Genomic DNA, 22,532 nt, shown 5'->3' with positions numbered 1-22,532 from the left:
TCATGACTACCGCCGCCACGCCCTCGGGTTCCGACATCCGCGTCCGCTTCTGTCCCTCGCCCACCGGCACTCCGCACGTCGGGCTGATCCGGACGGCGCTGTTCAACTGGGCGTACGCCCGCCACACCGGCGGCACGTTCGTGTTCCGCATCGAGGACACCGACGCCGCTCGGGACAGTGAGGAGTCCTACCTGCAGCTGCTCGACGCGCTGCGCTGGCTGGGGCTGGACTGGGACGAGGGTGTGGAGGTCGGCGGGCCGCACGAGCCGTACCGGCAGTCGCAGCGGATGGACCTCTACACCGACGTCGCCCGGCGCCTGCTCGAGGCCGGGCACGCCTACGAGTCCTTCTCCACCCCGGAGGAGGTCGAGGCCCGCCACCGCGCCGCCGGGCGGGACCCGAAGCTCGGCTACGACGGCTTCGACCGCGACCTCACCGCGGAGCAGATCGCCGCGTTCCGGGCGCAGGGCCGCGAGCCGGTGCTGCGGATCCGGATGCCCGAGGACGAGGTCGGCTTCACGGACCTGGTCCGCGGCGACGTCACCTTCAAGGCCGGCTCGGTGCCGGACTTCGTGATCGTGCGCGGCAACGGCCAGCCCCTCTACACGCTGGTGAACCCGGTCGACGACGCACTGATGGGCATCACCCACGTGCTGCGCGGCGAGGACCTGCTCTCGTCCACGCCCCGCCAGGTGGTGCTCTACCGCGCACTGCTGGACATCGGCGTGGCAGAAGTGATGCCGGCCTTCGGGCACCTGCCGTACGTGATGGGCGAGGGCAACAAGAAGCTCTCCAAGCGCGACCCCGAGTCGAACCTGTTCCTGCACCGCGAGCGAGGTTTCACCCCGGAGGGCCTACTGAACTACCTGGCGCTGCTCGGCTGGGGCATCTCCGCCGACCATGACATCTTCACCAGCGAGGAGATGGTTGCCGCCTTCGACATCGCGGACGTCAACCCGAACCCGGCCCGGTTCGACCTCAAGAAGGCCGGGGCGATCAACGCCGCCCACCTGCGCCTGCTCGCGCCGGAGGACTTCCGGGGCCGGCTGGTGCCGTACCTGCACGCGGCCGGCCTGGTGCCCGCCGACTCCTACGCCGACCTCTCGCCCGAGCACCGGGCGCTGCTCGACGCGGCCGCGCCGCTGGTCCAGGAGCGGATGACGCTCCTCGGCGAGGCCGCCGGCATGCTCGGCTTCCTGTTCACCGCCGACGAGGCCGTGGTGATCGAGGAGGACGCGCGTGGTGCGCTGCGCGAGGAGGCGCCGGCCGTGCTGGACGCCGCGATCGAGGTGCTGACGAACCTGGCCGACTTCGCACCGGAATCCCAGCAGGAGGCGCTCAAGGCGGCGCTCGTGGAGGGCATGGGCATCAAGGCCCGGTTCGCGTTCGCGCCGCTGCGCGTGGGCATCACGGGGAGGCGGGTGTCCCCGCCGCTGTTCGAGTCCATGGAGATCCTCGGCCGGGACGCCTCGCTAGCGCGGCTGCGGGCGCTGCGCGCCACGCTCTGATGCCCGACGGCGGAGCTGACGTCCCGAGGACCGTCATCCGGGGCGTTCTGTTCGATATCGACGACACCCTCGTGGACACCCGATCGGCGTTCGCTGCCGCGCTCGGGGAGGTCGCCGCAGAGTTCCTGCCCGGCGTGCCCCCCGAGGACTATCCGCGACTGCTCGCCACCTGGCGTGCGGACACGGGGCGCTACTACCAGGCGTTCACCCGGGGCGAGATCGGCCACCTCGACCAGCGGCGCGCCCGGGTGGACCAGCTCCACGAGGTCTACGACGGGGCGACGCTCGACGACGCGACGTTCCTGCGCTGGAACGAGCGCTACGACGAGGCGTTCGAACGTGCCTGGACCGCGTTCGACGACGCCGTCCCGACGGTCACGGCGGCTCGGCGTGCCGGGCTGCGCACCGGCAGCCTGTCGAACGCGCTGGCCGCGATGCAGCGGGTCAAGCTCGCGGTGACCGGCCTCGACGGTCTCGCCCCGCTGCTGGTGTCCCTGGACACGTTCGGGGTGGGCAAGCCCGATCCCCGGGTCTTCCTCGAGGCCTGCCGGCTGCTCGGTACGGCGCCAGAGGAGACCATCTACGTCGGTGATGAACTGGACACCGACGGCCGCGGCGCACAGCGCGCCGGTCTGCGCGGCGTGTGGCTGGACCGTCCGGGAGGCCGCCGCGGTGGCCCGCATGACGAGGACCCGGCAGGGGCGGCGGCCGAGGGCATCGCGGTGATCGGCGGGCTCGGGGAACTCCCGGCGCTCTGGTCCTAGGCCGGTCTGCGTCACGTCCGCAACGGAGAGGACCCCTCACCCGGCTGTGGTGTACAGGTCCCGCTCGCACGCGGCCTCGGCGGCGTGCTCGGCCGCGGGAGCGGCGCTCCTCGAGGCGCCGGGCAACCGGCGCCGGAGCGCTGCCGTGATCCGGCGCACGGCGACGAGCCACGGGGCGGGAACCACGCGGTCCGGGTTCTCGGCGAGCAACTGCCGGCGTGCGACGTCGGCGAGCAGCTCGTCGTGGCGCGTCGCGGCGATCGGGGCGAAGGGGTGCATGTCTCGGTGACCTCTCTTGGTCCTGTCGGTGTTCGCGGTGCGGCGTCCTCAGAGCGGTGGGATGCCGGAAGCCTTCAGCGCGGCAAGCGTGGTGGTGCGTTCCTCGGCTGCCTCGAGGTAGAGCCGGCGCTGGGCCTGGCCGCGTCGCCGTGCGCCGAAGGCCATCAGCGCCCGGCCGACCCGGACCATCAAGGTGTTGCGAGGGCCGCGCGCGACGGCGCCGGCCCGGTTCGACTCGACCCGTGAGGGCATGAACGCCTGTGCTTGGAAGCCTGTGTACTGCGTCATCTCGGTCATCTTCTTCCGGCCTGTCCCGTGGATTCTGCTGCCCTGCAAGTGTCTCTGTGAACGCGGACAGTTCCCGTCCTAGACGTCGGGCTACGATGACGGCGTGATGTCCTCTACCGCACGCCTGCTGCAGTTGCTCTCGCTGCTGCAGATCCGGCGCGAGTGGACCGGCGCTGCGCTCGCCGAACGGATGGGTGTCACCGACCGCACCGTGCGCCGCGACATCGACAAGCTGCGCGAGCTCGGCTACCCGATCCGGGCCACCGCCGGGGTCGCCGGGGGCTACCAGCTCGGACCCGGCGCGCAACTGCCGCCGCTGCTGCTGGACAACGACGAGGCGCTCGCCGTCGCGCTCGGGTTGGCCGCCGTGGCCGCCAGCCCGGTCGCGGGGGTGGCCGAGGGATCCGTGCGCGCGCTCACCAAGCTCGAACAGGTGCTGCCGGCCCGGCTGCGCACGAGGTTCACGTCCCTCAAGGCCGCGGTGACCCGGCTCGGCGGCACGGCCGACGCCGTCGACCCCTCCTACCTGACCGAGATCTCGGCGGCGATCTCCTCGAAGCGGCAGCTCTCGTTCGAGTACGAGCGCGCGGACGGCCAGCGGATCCGGCGCCTCGTCGAGCCCTACCAGCTCGTCGACGCCGGGCAGCGCTGGTACCTGGTCGCGTGGGACGCCGCCCGCACGGACTGGCGCACGTTCCGGGTGGACCGGATCCGCACCAAGCCGAGCGAGCGCACCCGGTTCACGCCGCGGACGCTCCCGGCCGCGGACGCCGCAGCCTACGTGCAGGAGGCGATCACCCGCTCGCCGTACCGCTACGACGTGACCGTCCGGCTGCGGGGGAGTCCAGCCACTCTCGCCGGCCGGGTCGGGCCGACCGCTGGGCAGCTCGAGGGCGACCCGGAGCCGCCCGATGGTGCGCCGGGGGACTGGAGCATCCTGCGTGCCGGCTGGGACGACGTGGACAGCTTCCTCGGCTGGCTGCTCGGCCTGGACACCGAGTTCCACATCCTCGGGCCGCCCGAGTTCCTTCAGCGGTGCCGCGCGATCATCGGCAGGCTCGAGACCGCCGTCGGGCAGCGGCCCGACGGGCACTGACCGCCCGGCCTGCCACGTCCGGTACCGAGCGACCAGCCGCCCGCCGGCGACCTCCGCCGAAGCACGCCGGCGCGTCGGACGGAATCCGTCCTCCAGCGCATGCCGCGGCCCGTACCGTGCTGGACATGCATAGGTTACCTATGTAATCTGAGTCGAGTGAGTGCGAACCTCGGAGCGGACCTGCTCGCCGCGGTGGCTCTGCTGAACCGTTGGGCCACGGCGCGGGCCGACTTCGACGTCCCGGCGGCGCAGGCCCGGCTGCTCGCGCTCGTCGAGCGGGCCGGACCGGCCCGGATCAGCGACCTGGCCAGGGCCGACCGCACCAGCCAGCCCACCATGACGACTCAGGTGCAGCGACTGGAGGACCTCGGCTGGGTCAGCCGGGAGCCGGACCCGACCGACGGCCGCGCGGCGCTCGTCGGAATGACCGAAGCCGGGAGGGCCGCGCTGCGCGAGGTACGTGCTGCCCGCGAGCGTGCGCTCGAGCCGTCGCTCGCGCAGCTCAGCGCCGCCGAGCGCGCCGACCTCGAGGCGGGCATCGCCGTGATGCGCCGGCTCGTCGAACTGCCGGCGGTCGCGCCGGTCCCCGCACCCACCGACCCCGTCTGAGGCCGGCACGATCCCGCGGCAGCCGCGGGCGAGCAAGGAGAACAATGCTGCGTCAACCCAGATCCGTCCTGGCGATCGCCTTCGCGAGCGTGATCGCATTCATGGGCATCGGGCTCGTGGACCCGATCCTGAAGCCGATCGCCGACGAGCTCGGCGCGACCGCGTCCGAGGTGTCGCTGCTGTTCACCAGCTACATGGCGGTGATGGGCCTGGCGATGCTGGTCACCGGTGCGGTGTCGAGCCGGCTCGGGGCCAAGACCACGATGCTGATCGGCTTGGCCATCATCATCGTCGGCGCCGGGATGGCCGGCTCCCAGGACTCCGTGACGGGCATCATCGCGTGGCGCGCCGTCTGGGGTCTTGGCAATGCCCTGTTCGTGGCCACCGCGCTCGCGGCCATCGTGAAGTCGGCCAAGGGCTCGGTCGGCCAGGCGATCATCCTCTACGAGGCCGCGCTCGGCGTGGGCATCGCGATCGGGCCGCTCGTCGGTGGCCTGCTCGGGCACATCTCCTGGCGCGGTCCGTTCTACGGCGTCTCCGTCCTGATGGCGATCGCCCTGATCGCCACCTTCTTCCTCGTGCCCGCCACCCCGAGGGCGGAGCGCGCCACCTCCGTGCTGGAACCGCTCAAGGCGCTGCGCCCCCGCGGGTTGCTGATCACCGGGCTGACGGCGCTGCTGTACAACTTCGGGTTCTTCACCCTGCTCGCGTTCACGCCGTTCCCGCTGGATCTCGGTGCCTTCCAGATCGGCCTGATCTTCTTCGGCTGGGGGGCGCTACTGGCGATCACCTCGGTGTTCGTCGCACCGCGGCTGCAGGCGCGCTTCGGCACGCTGCGCCCGATCACGTGGGCGCTCGGTGCATTCGCGGTGATCCTCGCCCTGATGGCGGTCTTCACGGACTCCAAGCCGGCGCTCGCGGTCGGGGTGATCCTGGCCGGTGCCTGCCTCGGCATCAACAACACCCTCATCACCGAGACCGTGATGAAGGCGGCCCCGGTGGAGCGTGGGGTGGCCTCGGCCGCCTACAGCTTCGTCCGGTTCGCCGGGGGAGCCGTGGCGCCGTGGCTCGCCGGCTACCTCGGCGAGCACGTCAGCGTTCACCTGCCGTTCTGGGTGGGCGCCGCAGCGGTCACCGCCGCCGCCGTGCTGATCACCCTCGGACGTCGCACGCTCGCGCACGTCGACGCCGAACCCGAGCGGCCGCACAGCGTGGCCGAGGCGACCGAACTCACCGCCGCCGACGCCTGACAGACATCGGACATCTGGTGCGCGCGAGCGTGCCGGGTCGCGCTGGTCGCGATGAGTCCGGGCCGCCGCCGCTGTCAACACTGGGTATCCGGTACACGAGGGAGGGGTGGCGACGATGGCTACGCTCGAAAACGTTCGCCCGCTCGGTACCGAGCTGGACCGCTCGTACGAGGTGTACGTGCACGGCCGGCTCAAGTTCCGCGTCAAGCAGATCGTCTACGTGGCGTTCTCCCTCGACGAGGAGGTGATGGGCTTCGCCTTCCCCAAGGAGGAGCGGGCTGCGCTGGTCGGGGGCGAACCGCGCAAGTTCCAGCTGCCGTCGGCGTCGGACATGCGCTTCAACTGGGTCCACGCCAGCCTCGCGGAACTGGACCCGACCGAGGCCCGTGAGTTCGTCGTCGAGGCCTGGCGCATGGTCGTGCCGGTGAAGGTCTCGCGCGCCTACGACCTCACCCATCCCGACGGCCCGGGCTGAAGCGGGCGCCCAGCACCGGTCATCGCACCGTGAAGTCGCGGTGGCCGGCGGGCGCGACCTCGCCGACCTCGACCGAGTCAACGCGCGCGTGCTCCGGCCCGGTCCGGGCCCAGGCGAGAACCTGCTCGACGGCGTCGGGCCGGCCCTCCACGTGCGCCTCAACCGCCCCGTCGGTGCGGTTGCGGACCCAACCGGTGACCCCGGCGGCCGTGGCAGCGCGCACGCACCGGTACCGGAACCCGACGCCCTGGACCAGCCCGCGGACCACGAACCGTCGCGCGATGGTGGCGTCCATGTGCCCATTCTCGCCCCGGCTACGGACCCGATGCGCGCGGGGAGTAATACCGGTGCCTGTCTCGTTCCGGCCGGCGCGGCTACCGTCGCCAACGGAAACGATCCAGCACGCGCCCCATGGGGCCGACCTCAGGAGATCACTCATGACACAAGCACGCAGCCGCGCCCAAGAGCTCGTCGGTGACGTCACCCCGAAGCTGGCGGAACTGACCGACGACGTGTTGTTCGGTGACGTATGGGCGCGCCCCGAGCTCTCCCGGCGCGACCGCAGCCTGATCACGGTCGCCGCGCTGATCGCCCTGGGCCGCCCCGATCAGCTCCGCTCCCACCTCGGCCTGGCGCTGGAGAACGGCGTGACCGAGGCGGAACTGGCAGAGGTCGCCACCCACCTGGCGTTCTATGCCGGCTGGCCGGCCGGGATGAGCGCGGCAACGATCCTCAAGGACGTTCTCGCGCAGCGCTGAGCATCACACGAAGGAGAGGGACGAACATGACGACCTGGTTCATCACGGGTGCTTCGAGCGGCCTCGGCGCCGCACTGGCCGCGGCTGTCCTCGACCTCGGGCACGACGCCGTGATCACGGCCCGCAACGTCGACGACGTGCAGGGGCTGGTCGACAGGTTCCCCAATCGTGCACTGGCGGTGCCGCTGGACGTCACCGACCACGACCAGGTCGTCGCCGCCGTAGCTGCGGGCACCGAGCGGTTCGGGACCGTCGACGTGCTGGTCAACAATGCCGGGCACGGCTATCGCGCCGCGGTCGAGGAGGCCGCTCCGGACGAGGTGGCCGAACTGTTCGCGACGAACCTCTTCGGGCCCGTCGACCTGATCAAGACGATGCTCCCGCAGATGCGCGCCAGGCGGTCCGGCACCATCGTGAACGTCTCCTCGATCGGCGCGCCCCGGTCGAACCCGGCCTCGGGCTACTACACCGCCACGAAGGCCGCCCTGGAGGGATTGTCCGACGCCCTCAACCGCGAGGTCGGACCGTTGGGTATCCGGGTGCTGGTCGTCGAGCCGGGGGCGTTCCGCACCGACTTCGCGGGCCGATCCCTGACCCAGTCCAGCACCGTGATCGCCGACTACGCCGACACGGCCGGCAGGCGTCGCAAGGAGAACGACCGCTCCCACGGCACCCAGCCCGGCGACCCCCATCGAGCGGCGCGGGCGATCATCGCCACCCTCGAGGGCGACGAGGTGCCGTTCCGGCTCCTGCTCGGAAGCGACGCCGTCCGGCTCGTCCGGAGCGAGTACGAGAAACGCATCGACGAGATCGACGCCTGGGCGCACGTCAGCGCCACCACCGACTACGACCTGGAGGAAGCATGAGCAGGACCCAGTCCGAGAGCACCCGACGCACCGCGGTCATCACCGGCGCCTCCTCCGGAATCGGTGCCGCCACCGCCGGCGTGTTGCACGCCGATGGCTACCGGGTCGCGCTCCTGGCGCGCCGCGTCGACCGGATCGAGGCCCTCGCCAGGGAGCTCGGCGACGGCGCCATCGCCATCCGTGCCGACGTCACCGACAGGGACGGGCTGGTCGCCGCGGCCGAGCGCGTGGCCGACGAGCTGGGCGGGGCGGACGTACTGGTCAACAACGCCGGCACGATGCTCCTCGGCCCGTTCTCCTCCGCCCAGCGCGAGGACTATCGCGCCATGGTCGAGGTCAACCTGCTGGGCGCCATCACCGCGACCGAGGTGTTCCTCGACCAGCTCAAGCACGGCGGCGGCGACCTGATCAACATCTCCTCCGTCGCCGGGCGCACCGCCCGCGCCACCAACGGCGTCTACGCCGCCACGAAGTGGGGCCTGAACGGCTGGTCGGAGTCGCTGCGGCAGGAACTGCTGCCCGACGTCCGCGTCACGCTGATCGAGCCCGGTGTGGTCGACACCGAACTGCCCACCCACATCACCCACGAGGCCACCAGGCAGGCTGTCCAGCAGGGCTACGACGCCGCCACCGTCAAGCCCGAGGAGGTGGCCGAGGTCATCGCTTTCGCGTTGTCCCGGCCCCGACATCTGGCCATCAACGAGATCCTGCTCCGGCCGGCCGCCCAGATCGGCTGACACCGGGCCACCAAGGGCCCGGTGTCAGCCGGATCGGCGGTGATCACGTCAGCCCCGGGCCGTGACCGCCTCCCGGCGGGCCGCGATCAGGGCGGCCGCCCCGAGCACCACGGCGCTGCCGAGTACCCAGATCAGGTGCACCCACGCCGGGCTGGTTGCGGCCCCGGTCCAGAACTCGACGTCCTCGGTGGGCATCACCACCGCGTAGGCGAGCTGGCCGTAGTGGAACGTGGGCAGGAACCGGGCGATGTCGCCCAGGATCGCGGGCAGCTCGCCGAGCGGCATGAAGAACCCGGACGCGAACGCCAGCGGCAGGAAGATCAGGTTCGCGATCACGGCCGCGGCTCGCGGGCGCACCAGGAACGCGATCGCGAACCCGAGCGGGGCGAACAGCAGCACACCGGCGATCATCAGGGCGCCGAGGGCGACCCAGGTGCCTGGATCGAGCCGCACTCCGCCCGCTGTCGCGGCGAGCACGCCGATGGCGACCACGATCAGCGCGGCCAGGACGACCGCGCTGGCCACCTTGCCCGCCAAGTAGGTCCAGACCGGCACCGGCGTTGCCCGCAGCGTGCGCAGCCATCCCTGGCCGCGGTCCTTGGCGACGTCCTCGCCGAACGTGAAGATCGCGAGCGAGACCACTCCGTACGCCATCATCGACACCACGAACGCGGTCGCCACCGGGGTGCCGCCGGGCAGGACGGACCCGTTGGGCAGCCCGAACATGGCATAGAGAAGGACCGGGATCGCGACCGCGCCGATGGCGAACTCGGGCGTGCGCAGCTTCGATCTCACCTCGGTGGTCGCAGCCAGGGCGACCAGGCCGAGAGGGCCGCCGTTGCGGACCTGCCCGACGGCGGAGCCCGGCTTGGCCGGTCGGGTGGTGGTCATCGGTCGTCTCCTTCGTCCGCGGCGGTGGAACTCTCGTTGGTGAGGGCGAGGAAGACCTCTTCGAGGTCGTCGTCGCCGTGGTGGGTGAGCGCGTCCGGCGTGGTGTCGGCGACCACCCGGCCGCCGGCGACCACCACGACCCGGTCGGCGACGGCGGCCGCCTCGGTCAGGTCGTGCGTCGCGAACAGGATCGTGGCGCCGTCGGCCACGCTGGCCCGGGCCTGCTCCCAGAAGGCGCGGCGGGAGGCCACGTCCATGGCCGCCGTCGGCTCGTCGAGCAGCAGCAGCTCTGGGGTCCCGACGAGGGCGAGCGCGAGGAGCAGGCGCTGCCGCTCGCCACCGGAGAGCGACTTCACGGTCCGGGTGGCCCGCTTCGTCAGGGAGGTCCGGGCGAGCACCTCGTCCACCCGCACGGCGGTCGGGTAGCCCCGTCCGATCAGCCGCACGAGCTCGCGTACCTGCAGCTGGTCCGGCAGACCCGCGGCCTGCAGCATGGCCCCGATCCGGATCCGCACCCGCCCGCCCGGCTCCTGCCCGAACACCCGCACCACTCCGGACGTGGGCCGGATCAACCCGAGCAGGAGCTCGAACGTCGTGGTCTTGCCGGCACCGTTCGGTCCCAGCAGGGCGACGATCTCGCCTCGGGCGATGCTTACGTCGAGCCCGGCCAGGGCGTCCACCCCGGGGTAGGCCTTGCGCACGTCGCGCAGTTCCAGCACGGTCATGTCAGTCTCCTTCCGACTGATGACCACGCTAGGAAGGCAGCGCCCGCGGCGGATGTGCCGGACGGCACCGATCCGACCCATGACCAACGGCACATCGCGCGCGGACGCCTCGTGGCTAGAGTTCGGAGCATGGTCCCTGGCACGGCGGAACGGATGAGCGCCGGCGCGGGGCTGCTCGCGACCCTCGCGGTCGGGATCACGACGTTCGTTGCGGGTTCTCTCGAGGGCCAGTCGGCCGTCGTCTGGTGGGTCGCCTACGGCGTGTTCGCGCTCACGTTCGCCCTGGACACCGAGATGTTCTTCCGCGCGCTGCTGCCCGAGCGACCGGTCGTCGCGATCCTGGTCGTCAGCGGAATGACGGTCTGGCTCGCTGAACCTCAGCTCGGCTGGAGCTCGGTGCTGCTCGTGGTCACGGCCGCGACCACCGCCTACGCGCTGGAACCACGGTGGGTCGCCGCGGTGGTGGTGGCGCAGTCCCTCGCGGTGTGCGTCGGCACGGCGCTGAGCGGGGCGACCGTTGCGGGCGTCTTCCTGACCACGATCACCTACTTCGCATTCCAGGCGTTCGCGGCGTTGGTGATCGGGTCGGCACGCAAGGAGGCGCGAGCCCGCGAGGAGCTCGCCGTCGCGCACGCCGAACTGCGCGCTTCGGCCGCGGTGCTGGAGACGACCAGCAGGTCCGCCGAGCGGCTCCGGATCGCCCGGGAGCTGCACGACGTACTCGGGCACCAGTTGACCGCGCTTGCCCTCGAACTCGAGGTGGCCGCGCACCGGACGACGGGCGATGGACTCGAACACGTCACCCGGGCCCGCGGCATCGCGAAGGGGCTGCTCACCGACGTGCGCGCGACGGTCGGGGAGTTGCGGGATGCGCCGGTCGGGCTCGAGCCGACGCTGCGCATGATCGTCTCCGACGTGCCAGGGCTCACCGTCAGCCTGTCGGTCGCGGAGGTGCGCCCACTCGACGAGGAGCGCACCCTGGTCGCGGTGCGTTGCGTCCAGGAGGCCCTCACGAACACGCTCCGGCACGCGCGAGCCACCCGGCTGCGGATCGAGGTGCGCTCCGACGCCGACGGACTGACCGTGCGGGCCGAGGACGACGGCCGGGGCACCGCCGCGATCGAACGGGGCAACGGGCTGCGTGGGATGGCCGAACGGGCGGAGGCGATCGGTGGCACGCTCACGCTGGCTTCCGAACCGGGCCGTGGCTTCCGGTTGCTGCTCTCGGTGGGACCGTCGTGACCGGCCGGTCCGGCGGTGCCGCCTCCGGCGGCGGCTCCGACGGTGCCGCACCGGCCGGCGGTGCGCCGATCCGGGTGGCCGTCGTCGATGACCAGACCCTGGTCCGTCAGGGCATCCTGAGCCTGCTCTCGCTCAGCGACGAGGTCACCGTGGTCGGCGAGGCTGCCGACGGCGACGAGGCGCTGGAACTGCTGGAGGCCACCGAGGTGGAGGTGCTGCTGCTCGACCTGCGGATGCCCCGCCGGGACGGCATCGCCACCCTCGAGGCGCTCGCCGCACGCGGCTCCGCCGTCCCCGTGCTGGTCCTGACCACGTTCGACGACGACGAACTCGTGCTGCGCGCCCTGCGCGCCGGCGCGAAGGGCTACCTCCTCAAGGACGTCACGCTGGCCCAGCTCGTCGGGGCCATCGGCACCCTCGCCGGCGGCGGCACCCTGCTCCAGCCGGGTCTGACCGACCGGCTGTTCCGCGCCGTCGCCGCACGTGAGGAGCAGGTGAGGGGCATCGAGCGGCCCGAGCCTCTGACCGCCCGGGAGCTGGACGTGCTGCGGCTCGCCGCGGCCGGGTACTCGAACGCCGAGATCGGCACTGCGCTACACCTGGCCGCCGGCACCGTGAAGAACCACCTGTCCAGCGTGTTCGCGAAACTCGGCGTCCGGGACCGGACCCGCGCCGTCCTGCGCGCGCTCGACCTTGGCCTGCTCGAGGCCGACCGGTGAGCGACCCGCCGGGCAACGGCGACCTGATGCTGGGCCGGTCCGACGCGGCCACGATCGCGCGGCGCTACCGCCTCGGTCCCGTGACAGCCCTGACCGGTCCCACCGCGACCGGGCTGCAGGGTGCCGTGTGGCGCCTGAGCACCACCGAGGGCGACTTCGCGGTCAAGGTGCCGGTGCGCCGTCAGGACGAGCACGAGATGCGCGCCAGCGCCGCGTTCGCCGACGCTGCGATCGCCGCGGGCGTGTTCGCCCCGACCGCCGTCCGCACCATCGAGGGGGACCTGCTCACCGACCTGGCCGAGGGCCGGCCGGCGCTCGAGCCGACCCAGGTCCGGGTCTACGACTGGGTGGACCTCGACGAGGCCGATCCCGGCATCGATCCAGGCGCCGTCGGGCAGCTCCTCGGGGTACTGCACCGGGTCGGTGAGCCCACCACGGCTCCCGTGGACCCCTGGTACACCGAGATCGTGGGGGAGCGGGCCTGGGCCGAGCTCGCGCGGGCGGCGCTCGACGGCGCAGCGCCGTTCGCCGTCGACCTCGCCGCCGCGACCGCGTCGGTGAGCGACCTCGAGAAGGTGGTGCGGCCGCCGTCGGGCCTGCGGATCTGCCACCGCGACCTGTGGGGCGACAACGTGCGGACCACCGCGGGCGGACGCGTGTGCGTGATCGACTGGGACAACGCGGGCCCGGCCGACCCGGCCGGTGAACTCGCGATGGTGCTGACCGAGTTCGCGACCGACGGCGTCGGGAGCGTCGACGTGTGCCGGGCCCGGCGTCTCCTCGACGGCTACCTGGCGGCGGGCGGACCGGCCCGGCTGCACGCACCGGCGGACTTCTCGATGGTGCTCTGTGTGCTTGGCCACATCCTCGAGCTGCACGTGCGGGCCTGGCTGCGCGGGGAGCACCTGGCCCGCAGCGTGGCCGGGGTGGCGGAGTTCCTGGACCGGCGCGTGACGGCGTGCACCATCGACGCGTTGCTCGCCGTCGGCGCGGCCGCGTCGTGAACCGGCCGAATCGGCTCAACTGGGCAGGCGAGCCCTGCCTGTGACGTCGCCCACGGCCTCGGGTTTTGGTCAACGGGCCCGGCTCGGGTAGAGTTCCTCGCCGGTACGACGTTCACGTTTCGGGCGCGATTCACCTGCATCCGGGCCGGACGTTATACCCCCATGGGGTATGGTGTAATTGGCAGCACGACTGGTTCTGGTCCAGTTAGTCTAGGTTCGAGTCCTGGTACCCCAGCGGTAGGCATGGCAGGCGCTCCTCGGAGCTTCCGCTATGATCTTCCAGTGCACGGCCCCGTCGTCTAGTGGCCTAGGACGCCGCCCTCTCACGGCGGTAGCGCCGGTTCGAATCCGGTCGGGGCTACAATCCGAAGGCCCCCGCTCACCGAGCGGGGGCCTTCGTCGTGTCCCTACGTCCCCTCCAGCGAGCCGGGTTAGGCTCGTGCCGGCCCACGACGAGGAGAGCGACATGGCGGCAGGTTCGGTGCGGTTCGACCGGAAGATCGGGATCGGGCTGACCCTCGCCCTACTCGCCGGCGGGCTCGCCGCCTGTACGGACGCCGACCCCGACGGTGGGGACGACGCCCTCCCACCGCAGGAGGCCGCCGCACTGGCCGTGGCGCAGGCGCTGACCGCCGGGACCTACGACGATGCGCCGCTGAGTGCCGAGGACCGAGCCGTGGCCGTCGCGGACACCGAGGCCGTGCTCGGCGCGCTCGCGGAGATCCCACGGACCGTCGAGGTGTCCTGGGTGAGCAGCGTGTACGACGAGGGCGCCGGCCGTGCCGCCGACGCCGCACTCGGCTGGACCTGGGACATCGACGGCACCGAGACCGACTGGTCCTACCCCGTGTCGGTCCACCTCGTCGAGTCCGACGACACCTGGACCGCCACTTGGCAGCGCGACCTGCTCGGCGCCGACCTCGGCGAGACCGGCGTCTACGACGTCGCCCGCAGCCAGCCCGCCCGCGGTGAGGTGCTCGGCGGCGGGGACGCCGTGATCGTGACGAACCGGAACGTCTTCCGGATCGGGCTCGACAAGACGTTCATCGGTGCCGAGGAGTGGGGGCCCGCCGCGCTCGCCCTGGCCGAGGCGGTCGGGCTGTCCGACCCGCAGGCCTACGCGGACCGGGTCCTCGCAGCCGGGCCGCGGGCTTACCTCGAGGCGGCCGTCGTGGCCCAGGAGAACCCGGGCAGCATCGACCTGGACGCCGTACGCGCGCTGCCCGGGGTGAACATGCTCTCCGGCGAACGCCAGCTCGGCCCGACGCCAGGTTTCGCCGGGCCGATCCTCGGCCGGGTCGGGGAGGCCACCGCCGAGATCATCGAGGACTCCGACGGCGTGATCGTTGAGGGGGACATGGTCGGCAGGTCCGGCCTGCAGCGCGACCATGACGAGCAGCTGCGCGGCATCCGCGGGACCGTGATCTCGATCGTCGACGGCGAGGCCGTCACGGAGGTGTACGCCGCCGACGCCGTCCAGGGCACCGCCCTGTCCACCACGTTCGACCCGGACCTGCAGATCCTGGCCGAGTCGATCCTCGCCCCGGTCACAGGCGCCAGCGCGCTCGTGGCGATCCGGCCATCCACCGGCGAGATCCTCGCCGCCGCCAGCGGTCCCGGCGGGGAGGGACTCTCGACGGCGACCGTCGGCCAGTATGCCCCCGGCTCGACCTTCAAGATCGTCACCCTGCTCGCGCTGCTGCGCTCGGGGCTGAACCTCGACGACACGGTGCACTGCACCGAGACCGTCACCGTGGACGGCCGCGAGTTCTCCAACTACCCGGGCTATCCGGCCGACGCGCTCGGTGACATCAGCCTGGAGACGGCGATCGCACAGTCCTGCAACACCGCCCTGATCGCCGAGTACCAGCGGATCAGCGCCGCCGACCTGGCCTCGGCGGCTGCTTCCCTCGGCCTGGCCGCGACGCCCGAGCTCGGGTTCCCGTACTTCCTCGGCTCGGTGCCCACCGACGCGGCCGGCACGCTGCACGCTGCCGATCTGATCGGTCAGGGTCAGGTGCTCGCATCGCCGCTGGCGATGGCGACCGTCGCTGCCTCCGTGGCGGCTGGTGCGCGCGTGGAGCCGTACCTGCTGAACCTGCCCGAGGGTGACCAGCCGGCCGAGGGCGCCGACGGGGCTACCGACGACGCCGCAGCGGCCGACGACGCCAGCGATGAGGCCGAAACCACCGACGACGCCGGCGAGGAGGCAGGCGACACCGACGATGCCGGCGCGACCGACGCTGCGTCGGATGACGCTACCGACAGCGAGATCGTGCCCCTCACGAACGAGGAGGCGGCGCAGCTGCGCGCGGCGATGCGCGCCGTCGTCACCTACGGCACGGCGACCATGCTGGCGGTCCTGCCCAACGAGGTCGGCGCCAAGAGCGGCACCGCCGAGTTCGGCGATGCCGACCAGACGCACGCCTGGATGATCGCCTACCAGGGTGATCTCGCCGTCGCGGCGTTCGTCGAGGTGGGCGAGTACGGCGCGGCGACCTCCGGGCCGCTCGTCTCGGCGTTCCTCGAGGGCGCGCAGGGCTGATCGGCACTCCCGGGCCGGTGACCCATCGAGGTTCGCCTTGACCATGTTCCGGGAACACGGTGTGCAGTGGTCGCATGCCAACCTCACCATCGACACCCCGTTCCCGAAACCGTCCGCGCACGGGTGTGGTCCTCGCCGCCCTTGCGTTGGCCGCCCCGCTGGTGGCGGCTTGTACCACCGAGCCGCACCAGCCTGACGACGGGCCTGCGGCCGATCTCGCGCAGTACTACGAGCAAGACCTCGAGTTCGGTCCGTGTGCGGACCTCGGCCAGTCGCCGGCCGAGGCGGAGTTCCTGCAGGCGGACGCCTTCGAGTGCACCTACCTGGACGTGCCGATGGACTACGACGATCCCGACGGCCGGCAGATGCAGGTCGCGGTGCTGCGGGTGCCCGCTCAGGGGGACCCGGGGCAGCGGATCGGGTCCCTGGTCACCAACCCGGGCGGTCCCGGTGGGAGCGGGGCGTTCATCGCTGCCGTGGCAAGTATCGGTCTGGCCGAGTCCCCGCTACTGCAGCGATTCGACCTGGTCGGGTTCGACCCGCGTGGGGTGGGCGCCTCCGTCCCGTCGATCCAGTGTTTCACCGACGCCGAACGGGACGCGGGTCTGGCCAAGACGACCCTGCTGGGCACGTCGGGCGCGTGGACCTCGGACGACACGCAGGACTTCGTCGACCGGTGCGCGGAGGGCTCCGGTGGCGAGGACGTGCTCAGCTCGGTCGGCACCCGTGATGCGGCACGGGACATGGACGTACTGCGCGCCGCGCTCGGTGATGACCGGCTGAGTTTCCTGGGGCAGAGCTACGGGACCCGACTCGGTGCCGTCTATGCCGAGCAGTTCCCTGGGAACGTGCGGGCGATGGTCCTGGACGGCGCGATCGACCCACGCCAGGGCGCGGGGGAGCGCCGGATCGAGCTGCATGCCGGCTTCCAGCGCTCCTTCGAGGAGTTGGCGCAGTACTGCGCGCAGAGCGCGGACTGTCCGCTCGGCACCGACCCGGGCCAGGCGACGCAGGTGTTCCAGGAGCTCGTGCAGCCGCTCGTCGATGAGCCGGTCCCGGCTGGGGGCGGCCGCAGCGCGGACTTCTACCACGTGACGGGCGGCGTCGGCTCGGGCCTGTATGCCGAGGAGCTCTGGGACGAGGTGATCGCCGGGATCGCACAACTCGCCGACGAGGGGCGGGCCGATCGGCTGATGGTCCTGAACGACAACCTGAACGGCCGTGCCCCGGACGGGTCGTGGTCGAACTTCCTGGACGCGAACTACGCGATCAACTGCATGGACGACGAGCGGCGCACTCCGGAGGCCGAGGCCGAGTTGCGCGCCCGGATCGCCGAGGTGAATCCGTTCCTGGACTCGGGTGAGGAGTTCGACGGCACGACTCGCAACGCCTGCGAACAGTGGCCGGCCGAGCCCACGCTCGACGCACCCTATGCGCAGGACGTCGAGGGGCTGGCCGACACGCTCGTCATCTCAACCACGGGGGACCCGGCCACGCCCTACCAGTCCGGCGTGAACCTCGCCGAGGATCTCGGTTCGAGCCTGCTGACCGTGGAGGGAGAGCGGCACACGGCCGCGCTGGAGGCCATCAGCCCCTGCGTGAACGGGGTCGTCGCCGACTATCTCATCGACCTGAGCCTGCCCGCGGACGGCGCACGATGTGAACGGTGAGCCCTACCGGGCCCGGGCTGTCACCGGTGCGAGCCATCCGATCGGCCCGGGAGCCGGGGAGCCGGCCGTCAGCTCTCCTCGGTGGCGCGCAGGACGTCGGTGAGCCGGTTCGCGGCGGCCATCACGGCGTTCGCGTGCACACGACCGGGCTGACGGGTCATCCGCTCGATCGGTCCGGAGACCGAGACGGCGGCGATCACGCGGCCGGAGGGACCGCGGACCGGTGCGGAGACCGACGCGACTCCGACCTCGCGCTCGCTGACGCTCTGCGCCCAGCCACGCCGGCGCACACCGGACAGGATCGTCGCGGTGAACTTCGCGCCGTGCAGGCCGCGGTGCAGGCGGTCCGGCTCCTCCCAGGCGAGCAGGATCTGCGCAGCCGAACCGGCCATCATCGACAGGGTCGCGCCGACCGGGATCGAGTCACGCAGGCCCATCTGCTTCTCCGCCGCGGCGACGCAGATGCGCTGATCGCCCTGGCGTCGGAACAACTGGGCGCTCTCACCGGTGTGGTCCCGCAGGGCGAGCAGCACGGAGCCCGCGGCGGCGAGCAGCCGGTCCTCACCGGCGGCCGAGGCGAGCTCGGCCAGGCGCGGCCCGAGCACGAACCGGCCCTGCATGTCACGAGAGACGAGGCGGTGGTGTTCGAGCGCCACGGCGAGGCGGTGCGCCGTGGGGCGCGCGAGATGGGTCGCCGCCACCAACTGGGCCAGGGTCGCGGGGCCCGCCTCGAGAGCACCCAGGACGATGGCCGCCTTGTCAAGAACGCCGACTCCGCTAGAGTTGTCCATAGGTCGATATTGCCGTCTCGCACCGTGAGACGCAAGTCCGGATGGCAACACAGCCCCAAACCCACGGGGTTGCAGAACGAAGAAGGTGACGTGACATGGCCGGAACTCTGGCTGAAAAGGTGTGGCAGGACCACGTGGTCCGCAAGGGCGCGGACGGCGTTCCGGACCTGCTCTACATCGATCTGCACCTGGTGCACGAGGTGACCAGTCCGCAGGCGTTCGAGGGGCTCCGTCTCACCGGACGGACGGTCCGACGCCCGGATCTGACCCTCGCCACCGAGGACCACAACACGCCCACGCTCGACATCGACCTGCCGATCGCGGACCTGACCAGCCGCACCCAGATCGACACCCTGCGCAACAACGCCAAGGAGTTCGGGATCCGGCTGCACTCGCTCGGCGACGCGGACCAGGGCATCGTGCACCAGGTCGGCCCGCAGCTCGGCCTGACCATGCCGGGTCTGACGGTCGTCTGTGGCGACTCCCACACCTCCACCCACGGCGCGTTCGGCGCGCTCGCGTTCGGGATCGGCACCAGCGAGGTCGAGCACGTGCTGGCCACCCAGACGCTCCCGCTGGCTCCGTTCAAGACGATGGCGATCACGGTCGACGGCGATCTGCCGCCCGGCGCGACCTCGAAGGACATCATCCTGGCGATCATCGCCAAGATCGGCACCGGTGGTGGGCAGGGCTACGTGCTCGAGTACCGCGGCGAGGCGATCCGCAGGCTCTCCATGGAGGCTCGGATGACGATCTGCAACATGTCGATCGAGGCGGGTGCCCGAGCTGGCATGATCGCGCCGGACCAGACCACGTTCGACTACCTCGAGGGACGCCCGCACGCGCCCGAGGGCGCGGACTGGGACGCCGCTGTCGAGTACTGGCGGACGCTGCGCTCCGACGACGACGCGACCTTCGACGCCGAGGTGGTGCTCAAGGCGTCCGACCTCGAGCCGTTCATCACGTGGGGCACGAACCCGGGCCAGGGCCTGCCGCTGTCCGCGAACGTGCCGGTGCCCGAGGAGATCGGCGACGACAACGAGCGCACCACCGCCGAGCGGGCCATCGAGTACATGGGCCTGGTGCCCGGCACGCCGCTGCGCGACATCCACGTGGACACCGTGTTCATCGGCTCCTGCACGAACGGGCGGATCGAGGACCTGCGCTCGGTGGCGAAGGTCGTCAAGGGCCGCAAGAAGGCCGACGACGTCCGTGTGCTGGTGGTGCCCGCCTCCGCGCGGGTCCGGCTGCAGGCCGAGGCCGAGGGCCTGGACCGGATCTTCCTCGACTTCGGCGCCGAGTGGCGCAATGCCGGATGCTCGATGTGCCTGGGCATGAACCCGGACCAGCTCAAGCCGGGGGAGCGGGCCGCGTCCACCTCGAACCGGAACTTCGAGGGTCGCCAGGGCAAGGGCGGGCGCACCCACCTGGTGTCCCCGCTGGTGGCCGCCGCGACCGCGATCCGCGGCACGCTGTCCTCGCTCGCGGACCTCGACCTGGGTGAGGAGACCGACCTGACGTCCTTCGACGGCACGCCGCTCGCCCCGCTCGACCCGCGCCTGCAGGTCCAGGTCTGAGCCACCCCGACGAAACGAAGGAACCAGCCATGGAGAAGTTCACCACCCACACCGGCGTCGGGGTGCCGCTGCGCCGCAACAACGTCGACACCGACCAGATCATCCCGGCCGTCTACCTCAAGCGGGTCACCCGCACCGGGTTCGAGGACGCGCTGTTCGCCGCCTGGCGGGGCGACCCGTCGTTCGTGCTGAACCAGGAGGCCTACTCCTCCGGTTCCGTGCTCGTCGCCGGCGCGGACTTCGGCACCGGGTCCTCCCGTGAGCACGCCGTCTGGGCCCTCAAGGACTACGGCTTCAAGGCTGTGCTCGCACCCCGGTTCGCGGACATCTTCCGCGGGAACTCCGGCAAGCAGGGCCTGCTCGCGGCGCAGGTCGCCCAGGAGGACATCGAGCTCATCTGGAAGATCCTGGAGTCCGAGCCGGGCACCGAGGTCACCGTCGACCTCGAGGCGCGCACCGTCATCTGCGGGGACGTCATCGCCCAGTTCCAGATCGACGACTACACCCGCTGGCGCCTGATGGAGGGCCTGGACGACATCGGGCTCACCCTCGAGCACGAGTCCGAGATCTCCGACTTCGAGGCGCAGCGCCAGCCGTGGCGGCCCAAGACCCTCCCCGCCAAGCACCTGCCGGCCGTCGAGATCGAGGCCGCCCGGCCCGTCGGCTGACTCACCGAGTGCGGAAGGTCCCGCGCATATCGCCGGATATGAGCGGGACCTTCCACATCGGCGGGCCCGAGCGCGTTCAGATGTCCCGGTAGCGCAGGCCCAGGTAGCCGACGCCGAGACCCGCGCCGGCCCACCCGGCCAACACCGTCAGGGCGGTGGCCCAGCCGTACGGTTCGGCGGCGTTGGTCACCAGGACTCCTGCCGCCGTGCCGGGCAGGTACGCAGCCAGGTCGGTGAGCCAGTCCTGGCCGAAGATCGGCAGCACGCTGCTGAGGGCGTACAGGACCACGAACATGGTCAGGATGGTGCCGGCCGTGCTCCGCAGTGCGGCGGCGACACCGAGCACGAACACGCTCGTCAGCGCCAGCGAGACCGCGGTGCCGAGCACGGCATGGCCGAGTTGCGTGCCCGAGAAGGTGCCGTACTCGGCAGCGGCCGCAGCGGCCGTGAGCGTGCCGAGCAGGACCAGCACGGAGCCGATGGCCATCGACATCGCGGCGAGCACGACGGACTTCGCGATCAGCACCCGGCCGCGGCCCGGCACGCTCAGCAGCGTGGTCCGGATCGAGCCGCTCGAGTACTCGGCGGTGAAGGCGAACACGGCCACGAGCAGCACCGTCACCTGGGTGAACGAGATCGTCTGGACCGCGAACAGCGGAGCCGGCGCCGCCGTCTCGAGTCCGTTCTCGCCGCTCGCCCGTGCGGACGCGCCGATCAGGAGCGTGCCGCCCAGGGTCAGGAGTGTGCCGGTCACGACCAACCACAGGGTCGAACGGACCCCCGTCAGCTTCGTCCACTCGAACGCGATCGCCGAAACCCAGCGATGCACCCGTCCCCGTTCGGAGGGCGGTCCGAGCAGCCGGCCCGGGGCCGGTGTGGTGCGCGTGCTACTCATGTGGGCTCCTTCGGCGACCCGACGGGTCTGCTCGTGTACTCCAGGTCGGCGCCGGTCAGGTCGAGGTAGGCCTCCTCGAGGGAGGGACGGCGGAACGAGAGTTCGTCCAGCCGGTGGCCGTGATCGAAAGCAAGGGCGCCGATCTCCTCGATGCCCTCGCCGGTCACGTGCAGGGCGGCATCCGCGCCGGTCGTGACCGACATCCCCGCTCGCTCGAGCACTGCCGCGAACGCCGGTCCCCGGGGTGTGCGGACGGTGGCGGCACGGGCGCTTCGTCTCGCGAGGAGGGTGGCCATCGGCTCGTCCGCCACCAACCGGCCCCTGCTGATGATGACGAGGTGATCGGCGGTGTCCTGCATCTCCGAGAGCAGGTGGCTGGACACGAGCACGGTGCGGCCCTGCGCCGCGAGCGAGCGCATCAGCCCACGGATCCAGAGCACCCCGTCCGGGTCGAGGCCGTTCACCGGTTCGTCAAGGAGCAGGACCGCGGGATCGCCGAGGAGCGCGCCGGCGATCCCGAGGCGTTGGGTCATGCCGAGCGAGAAGGTGCCAAGCCGCTTGCTCCCGACCGCGCCGAGGCCGACGGTCTCGAGGACGGCGGGCACCCGGCCACGGGCCAGCCCGTTGCTCCTGGCGATGCCGAGGAGGTGGCTGCGGGCGGACTGCCCGGGGTGGCCGGCCCGGCCGTCGAGCACGGCTCCGACCGTTCGCAACGGGTCGACGAGGTCGACATACCGTCGACCCGTGATCCGCGCGCGGCCGGCGGTCGGCCGGTCGAGGCCGAGAACCATGCGCATGGTCGTCGATTTCCCGGCGCCATTGGGCCCCAGGAATCCCGTCACCTTTCCGGGCTGTATATTCACGGTCAGATTGTCGACCGCCTTCTTCCGTCCATAGGCCTTCGTGAGGCCATCCAATTCGATCATCTGATTGTTCCGGTCATCATGGATCGAGATTAAGGAACACGCGACGGGCGTCGCCACGGCCGAACGTCAGGGCCTCCACCTGACGAAGGTCAGGGGTGGTGGTCCCGGCTCTCCGCCCAGCGACGGATGCCGGCTGCGACGTTGCGGCTGTTAGCCTTCCCGGATGAGAAGCCAACCGAGTGAGCGCCTCCTCGGTGTGGCGTTGGTGGCCGCGACGGTGCTGCTTCCCCTCGGTACCGGAAATGCCGG

General features: G+C 71.5%; 24 protein-coding genes and 2 tRNA genes. 18 read left to right on the top strand and 8 right to left on the bottom strand.

The window, feature by feature from the left end:
- The first annotated feature begins 2 nt into the window (after positions 1–2).
- Positions 3–1,508 (top strand): glutamate--tRNA ligase, encoded by a 1,506-nt coding sequence (gene gltX, locus GKS42_RS16895; protein WP_154794885.1) that lies wholly within the window; start codon positions 3–5, stop codon positions 1,506–1,508.
- Positions 1,508–2,272, top strand: a complete 765-nt coding sequence (locus GKS42_RS16890) for an HAD family hydrolase (RefSeq protein WP_154794884.1) — start codon at positions 1,508–1,510, stop codon at positions 2,270–2,272. The genes gltX and GKS42_RS16890 overlap by 1 nt, the downstream gene beginning before the upstream one ends.
- Before the next feature lie 36 nt (positions 2,273–2,308).
- On the opposite strand, the gene GKS42_RS16885 is transcribed toward GKS42_RS16890, so the two are convergent.
- Together GKS42_RS16885 and GKS42_RS16880 are read right to left on the bottom strand one after the other, a co-directional pair.
- Positions 2,309–2,551 (bottom strand): hypothetical protein, encoded by a 243-nt coding sequence (locus tag GKS42_RS16885; protein ID WP_154794883.1) that lies wholly within the window; start codon positions 2,549–2,551, stop codon positions 2,309–2,311.
- A gap of 48 nt (positions 2,552–2,599) precedes the next feature.
- Positions 2,600–2,839 (bottom strand): hypothetical protein, encoded by a 240-nt coding sequence (locus GKS42_RS16880; protein ID WP_154794882.1) that lies wholly within the window; start codon positions 2,837–2,839, stop codon positions 2,600–2,602.
- A 103-nt stretch (positions 2,840–2,942) separates the two neighbouring features.
- Here GKS42_RS16880 and GKS42_RS16875 point away from each other — a divergent pair, with 103 nt between their 5' ends.
- The 4 genes from GKS42_RS16875 (at position 2,943) to GKS42_RS16860 (ending at position 6,269) form a co-directional block, all read left to right on the top strand.
- On the top strand, positions 2,943–3,935 hold the full coding sequence (locus tag GKS42_RS16875; RefSeq protein WP_154794881.1) for a helix-turn-helix transcriptional regulator: 993 nt from the start codon (positions 2,943–2,945) through the stop codon (positions 3,933–3,935).
- A 156-nt stretch (positions 3,936–4,091) separates the two neighbouring features.
- Positions 4,092–4,544 (top strand): MarR family winged helix-turn-helix transcriptional regulator, encoded by a 453-nt coding sequence (locus GKS42_RS16870; protein WP_168217877.1) that lies wholly within the window; start codon positions 4,092–4,094, stop codon positions 4,542–4,544.
- Between the two features lie 44 nt (positions 4,545–4,588).
- Complete coding sequence (locus tag GKS42_RS16865) at positions 4,589–5,794, top strand: MFS transporter (RefSeq protein WP_154794879.1); 1,206 nt, start codon at positions 4,589–4,591, stop codon at positions 5,792–5,794.
- Positions 5,795–5,909: 115 nt separating this feature from the next.
- Positions 5,910–6,269 carry an MmcQ/YjbR family DNA-binding protein gene (locus GKS42_RS16860; RefSeq protein ID WP_154794878.1) on the top strand — a complete coding sequence of 120 codons (360 nt, stop codon included), beginning with the start codon at positions 5,910–5,912 and terminating at the stop codon, positions 6,267–6,269.
- Between the two features lie 19 nt (positions 6,270–6,288).
- Here the strand turns inward: GKS42_RS16860 and GKS42_RS16855 are convergent, their stop codons facing one another.
- Complete coding sequence (locus tag GKS42_RS16855; protein ID WP_154794877.1) at positions 6,289–6,564, bottom strand: acylphosphatase; 276 nt, start codon at positions 6,562–6,564, stop codon at positions 6,289–6,291.
- A 142-nt stretch (positions 6,565–6,706) separates the two neighbouring features.
- On the opposite strand from GKS42_RS16855, the gene GKS42_RS16850 reads away from it, so the two are divergent.
- The 3 genes from GKS42_RS16850 to GKS42_RS16840 are packed head-to-tail and all read left to right on the top strand — an operon-like array spanning position 6,707 to position 8,630.
- Positions 6,707–7,027: a carboxymuconolactone decarboxylase family protein gene (locus GKS42_RS16850; RefSeq protein WP_154794876.1), complete on the top strand. Its 321-nt coding sequence runs from the start codon at positions 6,707–6,709 to the stop codon at positions 7,025–7,027.
- A gap of 26 nt (positions 7,028–7,053) precedes the next feature.
- On the top strand, positions 7,054–7,893 hold the full coding sequence (locus GKS42_RS16845) for an oxidoreductase (protein WP_154794875.1): 840 nt from the start codon (positions 7,054–7,056) through the stop codon (positions 7,891–7,893).
- Complete coding sequence (locus GKS42_RS16840; RefSeq protein WP_154794874.1) at positions 7,890–8,630, top strand: SDR family oxidoreductase; 741 nt, start codon at positions 7,890–7,892, stop codon at positions 8,628–8,630. The genes GKS42_RS16845 and GKS42_RS16840 overlap by 4 nt, the downstream gene beginning before the upstream one ends.
- 48 nt (positions 8,631–8,678) lie before the next feature.
- Here GKS42_RS16840 and GKS42_RS16835 read toward each other — a convergent pair whose 3' ends face one another.
- Both GKS42_RS16835 and GKS42_RS16830 read right to left on the bottom strand, forming a co-directional pair.
- A complete protein-coding gene (locus tag GKS42_RS16835) occupies positions 8,679–9,521 on the bottom strand; it encodes an ABC transporter permease (RefSeq protein ID WP_154794873.1) in 843 nt (280 codons plus the stop codon).
- Complete coding sequence (locus tag GKS42_RS16830) at positions 9,518–10,246, bottom strand: ABC transporter ATP-binding protein (RefSeq protein WP_168217876.1); 729 nt, start codon at positions 10,244–10,246, stop codon at positions 9,518–9,520. The genes GKS42_RS16835 and GKS42_RS16830 overlap by 4 nt, the downstream gene beginning before the upstream one ends.
- A 129-nt stretch (positions 10,247–10,375) precedes the next feature.
- On the opposite strand from GKS42_RS16830, the gene GKS42_RS16825 reads away from it, so the two are divergent.
- The 7 genes from GKS42_RS16825 (at position 10,376) to GKS42_RS16795 (ending at position 17,426) form a co-directional block, all read left to right on the top strand.
- On the top strand, positions 10,376–11,488 hold the full coding sequence (locus tag GKS42_RS16825; RefSeq protein ID WP_154794871.1) for a sensor histidine kinase: 1,113 nt from the start codon (positions 10,376–10,378) through the stop codon (positions 11,486–11,488).
- Complete coding sequence (locus GKS42_RS16820; RefSeq protein WP_232847711.1) at positions 11,485–12,207, top strand: response regulator; 723 nt, start codon at positions 11,485–11,487, stop codon at positions 12,205–12,207. The genes GKS42_RS16825 and GKS42_RS16820 overlap by 4 nt, the downstream gene beginning before the upstream one ends.
- Positions 12,204–13,211, top strand: a complete 1,008-nt coding sequence (locus GKS42_RS16815) for a phosphotransferase (RefSeq protein ID WP_154794870.1) — start codon at positions 12,204–12,206, stop codon at positions 13,209–13,211. The genes GKS42_RS16820 and GKS42_RS16815 overlap by 4 nt, the downstream gene beginning before the upstream one ends.
- 163 nt (positions 13,212–13,374) lie before the next feature.
- A tRNA-Gln gene (locus GKS42_RS16810) sits at positions 13,375–13,446 on the top strand.
- Positions 13,447–13,499: 53 nt separating this feature from the next.
- A tRNA-Glu gene (locus GKS42_RS16805) sits at positions 13,500–13,572 on the top strand.
- Positions 13,573–13,677: 105 nt separating this feature from the next.
- Complete coding sequence (locus tag GKS42_RS16800; RefSeq protein WP_154794869.1) at positions 13,678–15,756, top strand: penicillin-binding transpeptidase domain-containing protein; 2,079 nt, start codon at positions 13,678–13,680, stop codon at positions 15,754–15,756.
- 74 nt (positions 15,757–15,830) lie between these two features.
- The gene (locus GKS42_RS16795; protein WP_154794868.1) at positions 15,831–17,426 is read left to right on the top strand and encodes an alpha/beta hydrolase; all 1,596 of its coding nucleotides are present in this window, start codon (positions 15,831–15,833) and stop codon (positions 17,424–17,426) included.
- 68 nt (positions 17,427–17,494) lie between these two features.
- Here GKS42_RS16795 and GKS42_RS16790 read toward each other — a convergent pair whose 3' ends face one another.
- Positions 17,495–18,217 carry an IclR family transcriptional regulator gene (locus tag GKS42_RS16790; protein ID WP_154794867.1) on the bottom strand — a complete coding sequence of 241 codons (723 nt, stop codon included), beginning with the start codon at positions 18,215–18,217 and terminating at the stop codon, positions 17,495–17,497.
- A 95-nt stretch (positions 18,218–18,312) separates the two neighbouring features.
- Here GKS42_RS16790 and leuC point away from each other — a divergent pair, with 95 nt between their 5' ends.
- Together leuC and leuD are read left to right on the top strand one after the other, a co-directional pair.
- On the top strand, positions 18,313–19,794 hold the full coding sequence (gene leuC / locus GKS42_RS16785) for a 3-isopropylmalate dehydratase large subunit (protein WP_154794866.1): 1,482 nt from the start codon (positions 18,313–18,315) through the stop codon (positions 19,792–19,794).
- Between the two features lie 29 nt (positions 19,795–19,823).
- The gene (leuD, locus tag GKS42_RS16780) at positions 19,824–20,462 is read left to right on the top strand and encodes a 3-isopropylmalate dehydratase small subunit (RefSeq protein ID WP_154794865.1); all 639 of its coding nucleotides are present in this window, start codon (positions 19,824–19,826) and stop codon (positions 20,460–20,462) included.
- A 76-nt stretch (positions 20,463–20,538) separates the two neighbouring features.
- Here the strand turns inward: leuD and GKS42_RS16775 are convergent, their stop codons facing one another.
- Positions 20,539–21,357, bottom strand: a complete 819-nt coding sequence (locus tag GKS42_RS16775; RefSeq protein ID WP_154794864.1) for an ABC transporter — start codon at positions 21,355–21,357, stop codon at positions 20,539–20,541.
- Positions 21,354–22,283 (bottom strand): ABC transporter ATP-binding protein, encoded by a 930-nt coding sequence (locus GKS42_RS16770; RefSeq protein ID WP_154794863.1) that lies wholly within the window; start codon positions 22,281–22,283, stop codon positions 21,354–21,356. Before GKS42_RS16770 ends, GKS42_RS16775 begins: the two co-directional genes overlap by 4 nt.
- Positions 22,284–22,532 lie beyond the last annotated feature (249 nt).

This window comes from Occultella kanbiaonis, from assembly GCF_009708215.1.
Taxonomy (GTDB): domain Bacteria; phylum Actinomycetota; class Actinomycetes; order Actinomycetales; family Beutenbergiaceae; genus Occultella; species Occultella kanbiaonis.
This window is presented reverse-complemented; position numbering and strand designations above follow the sequence as displayed.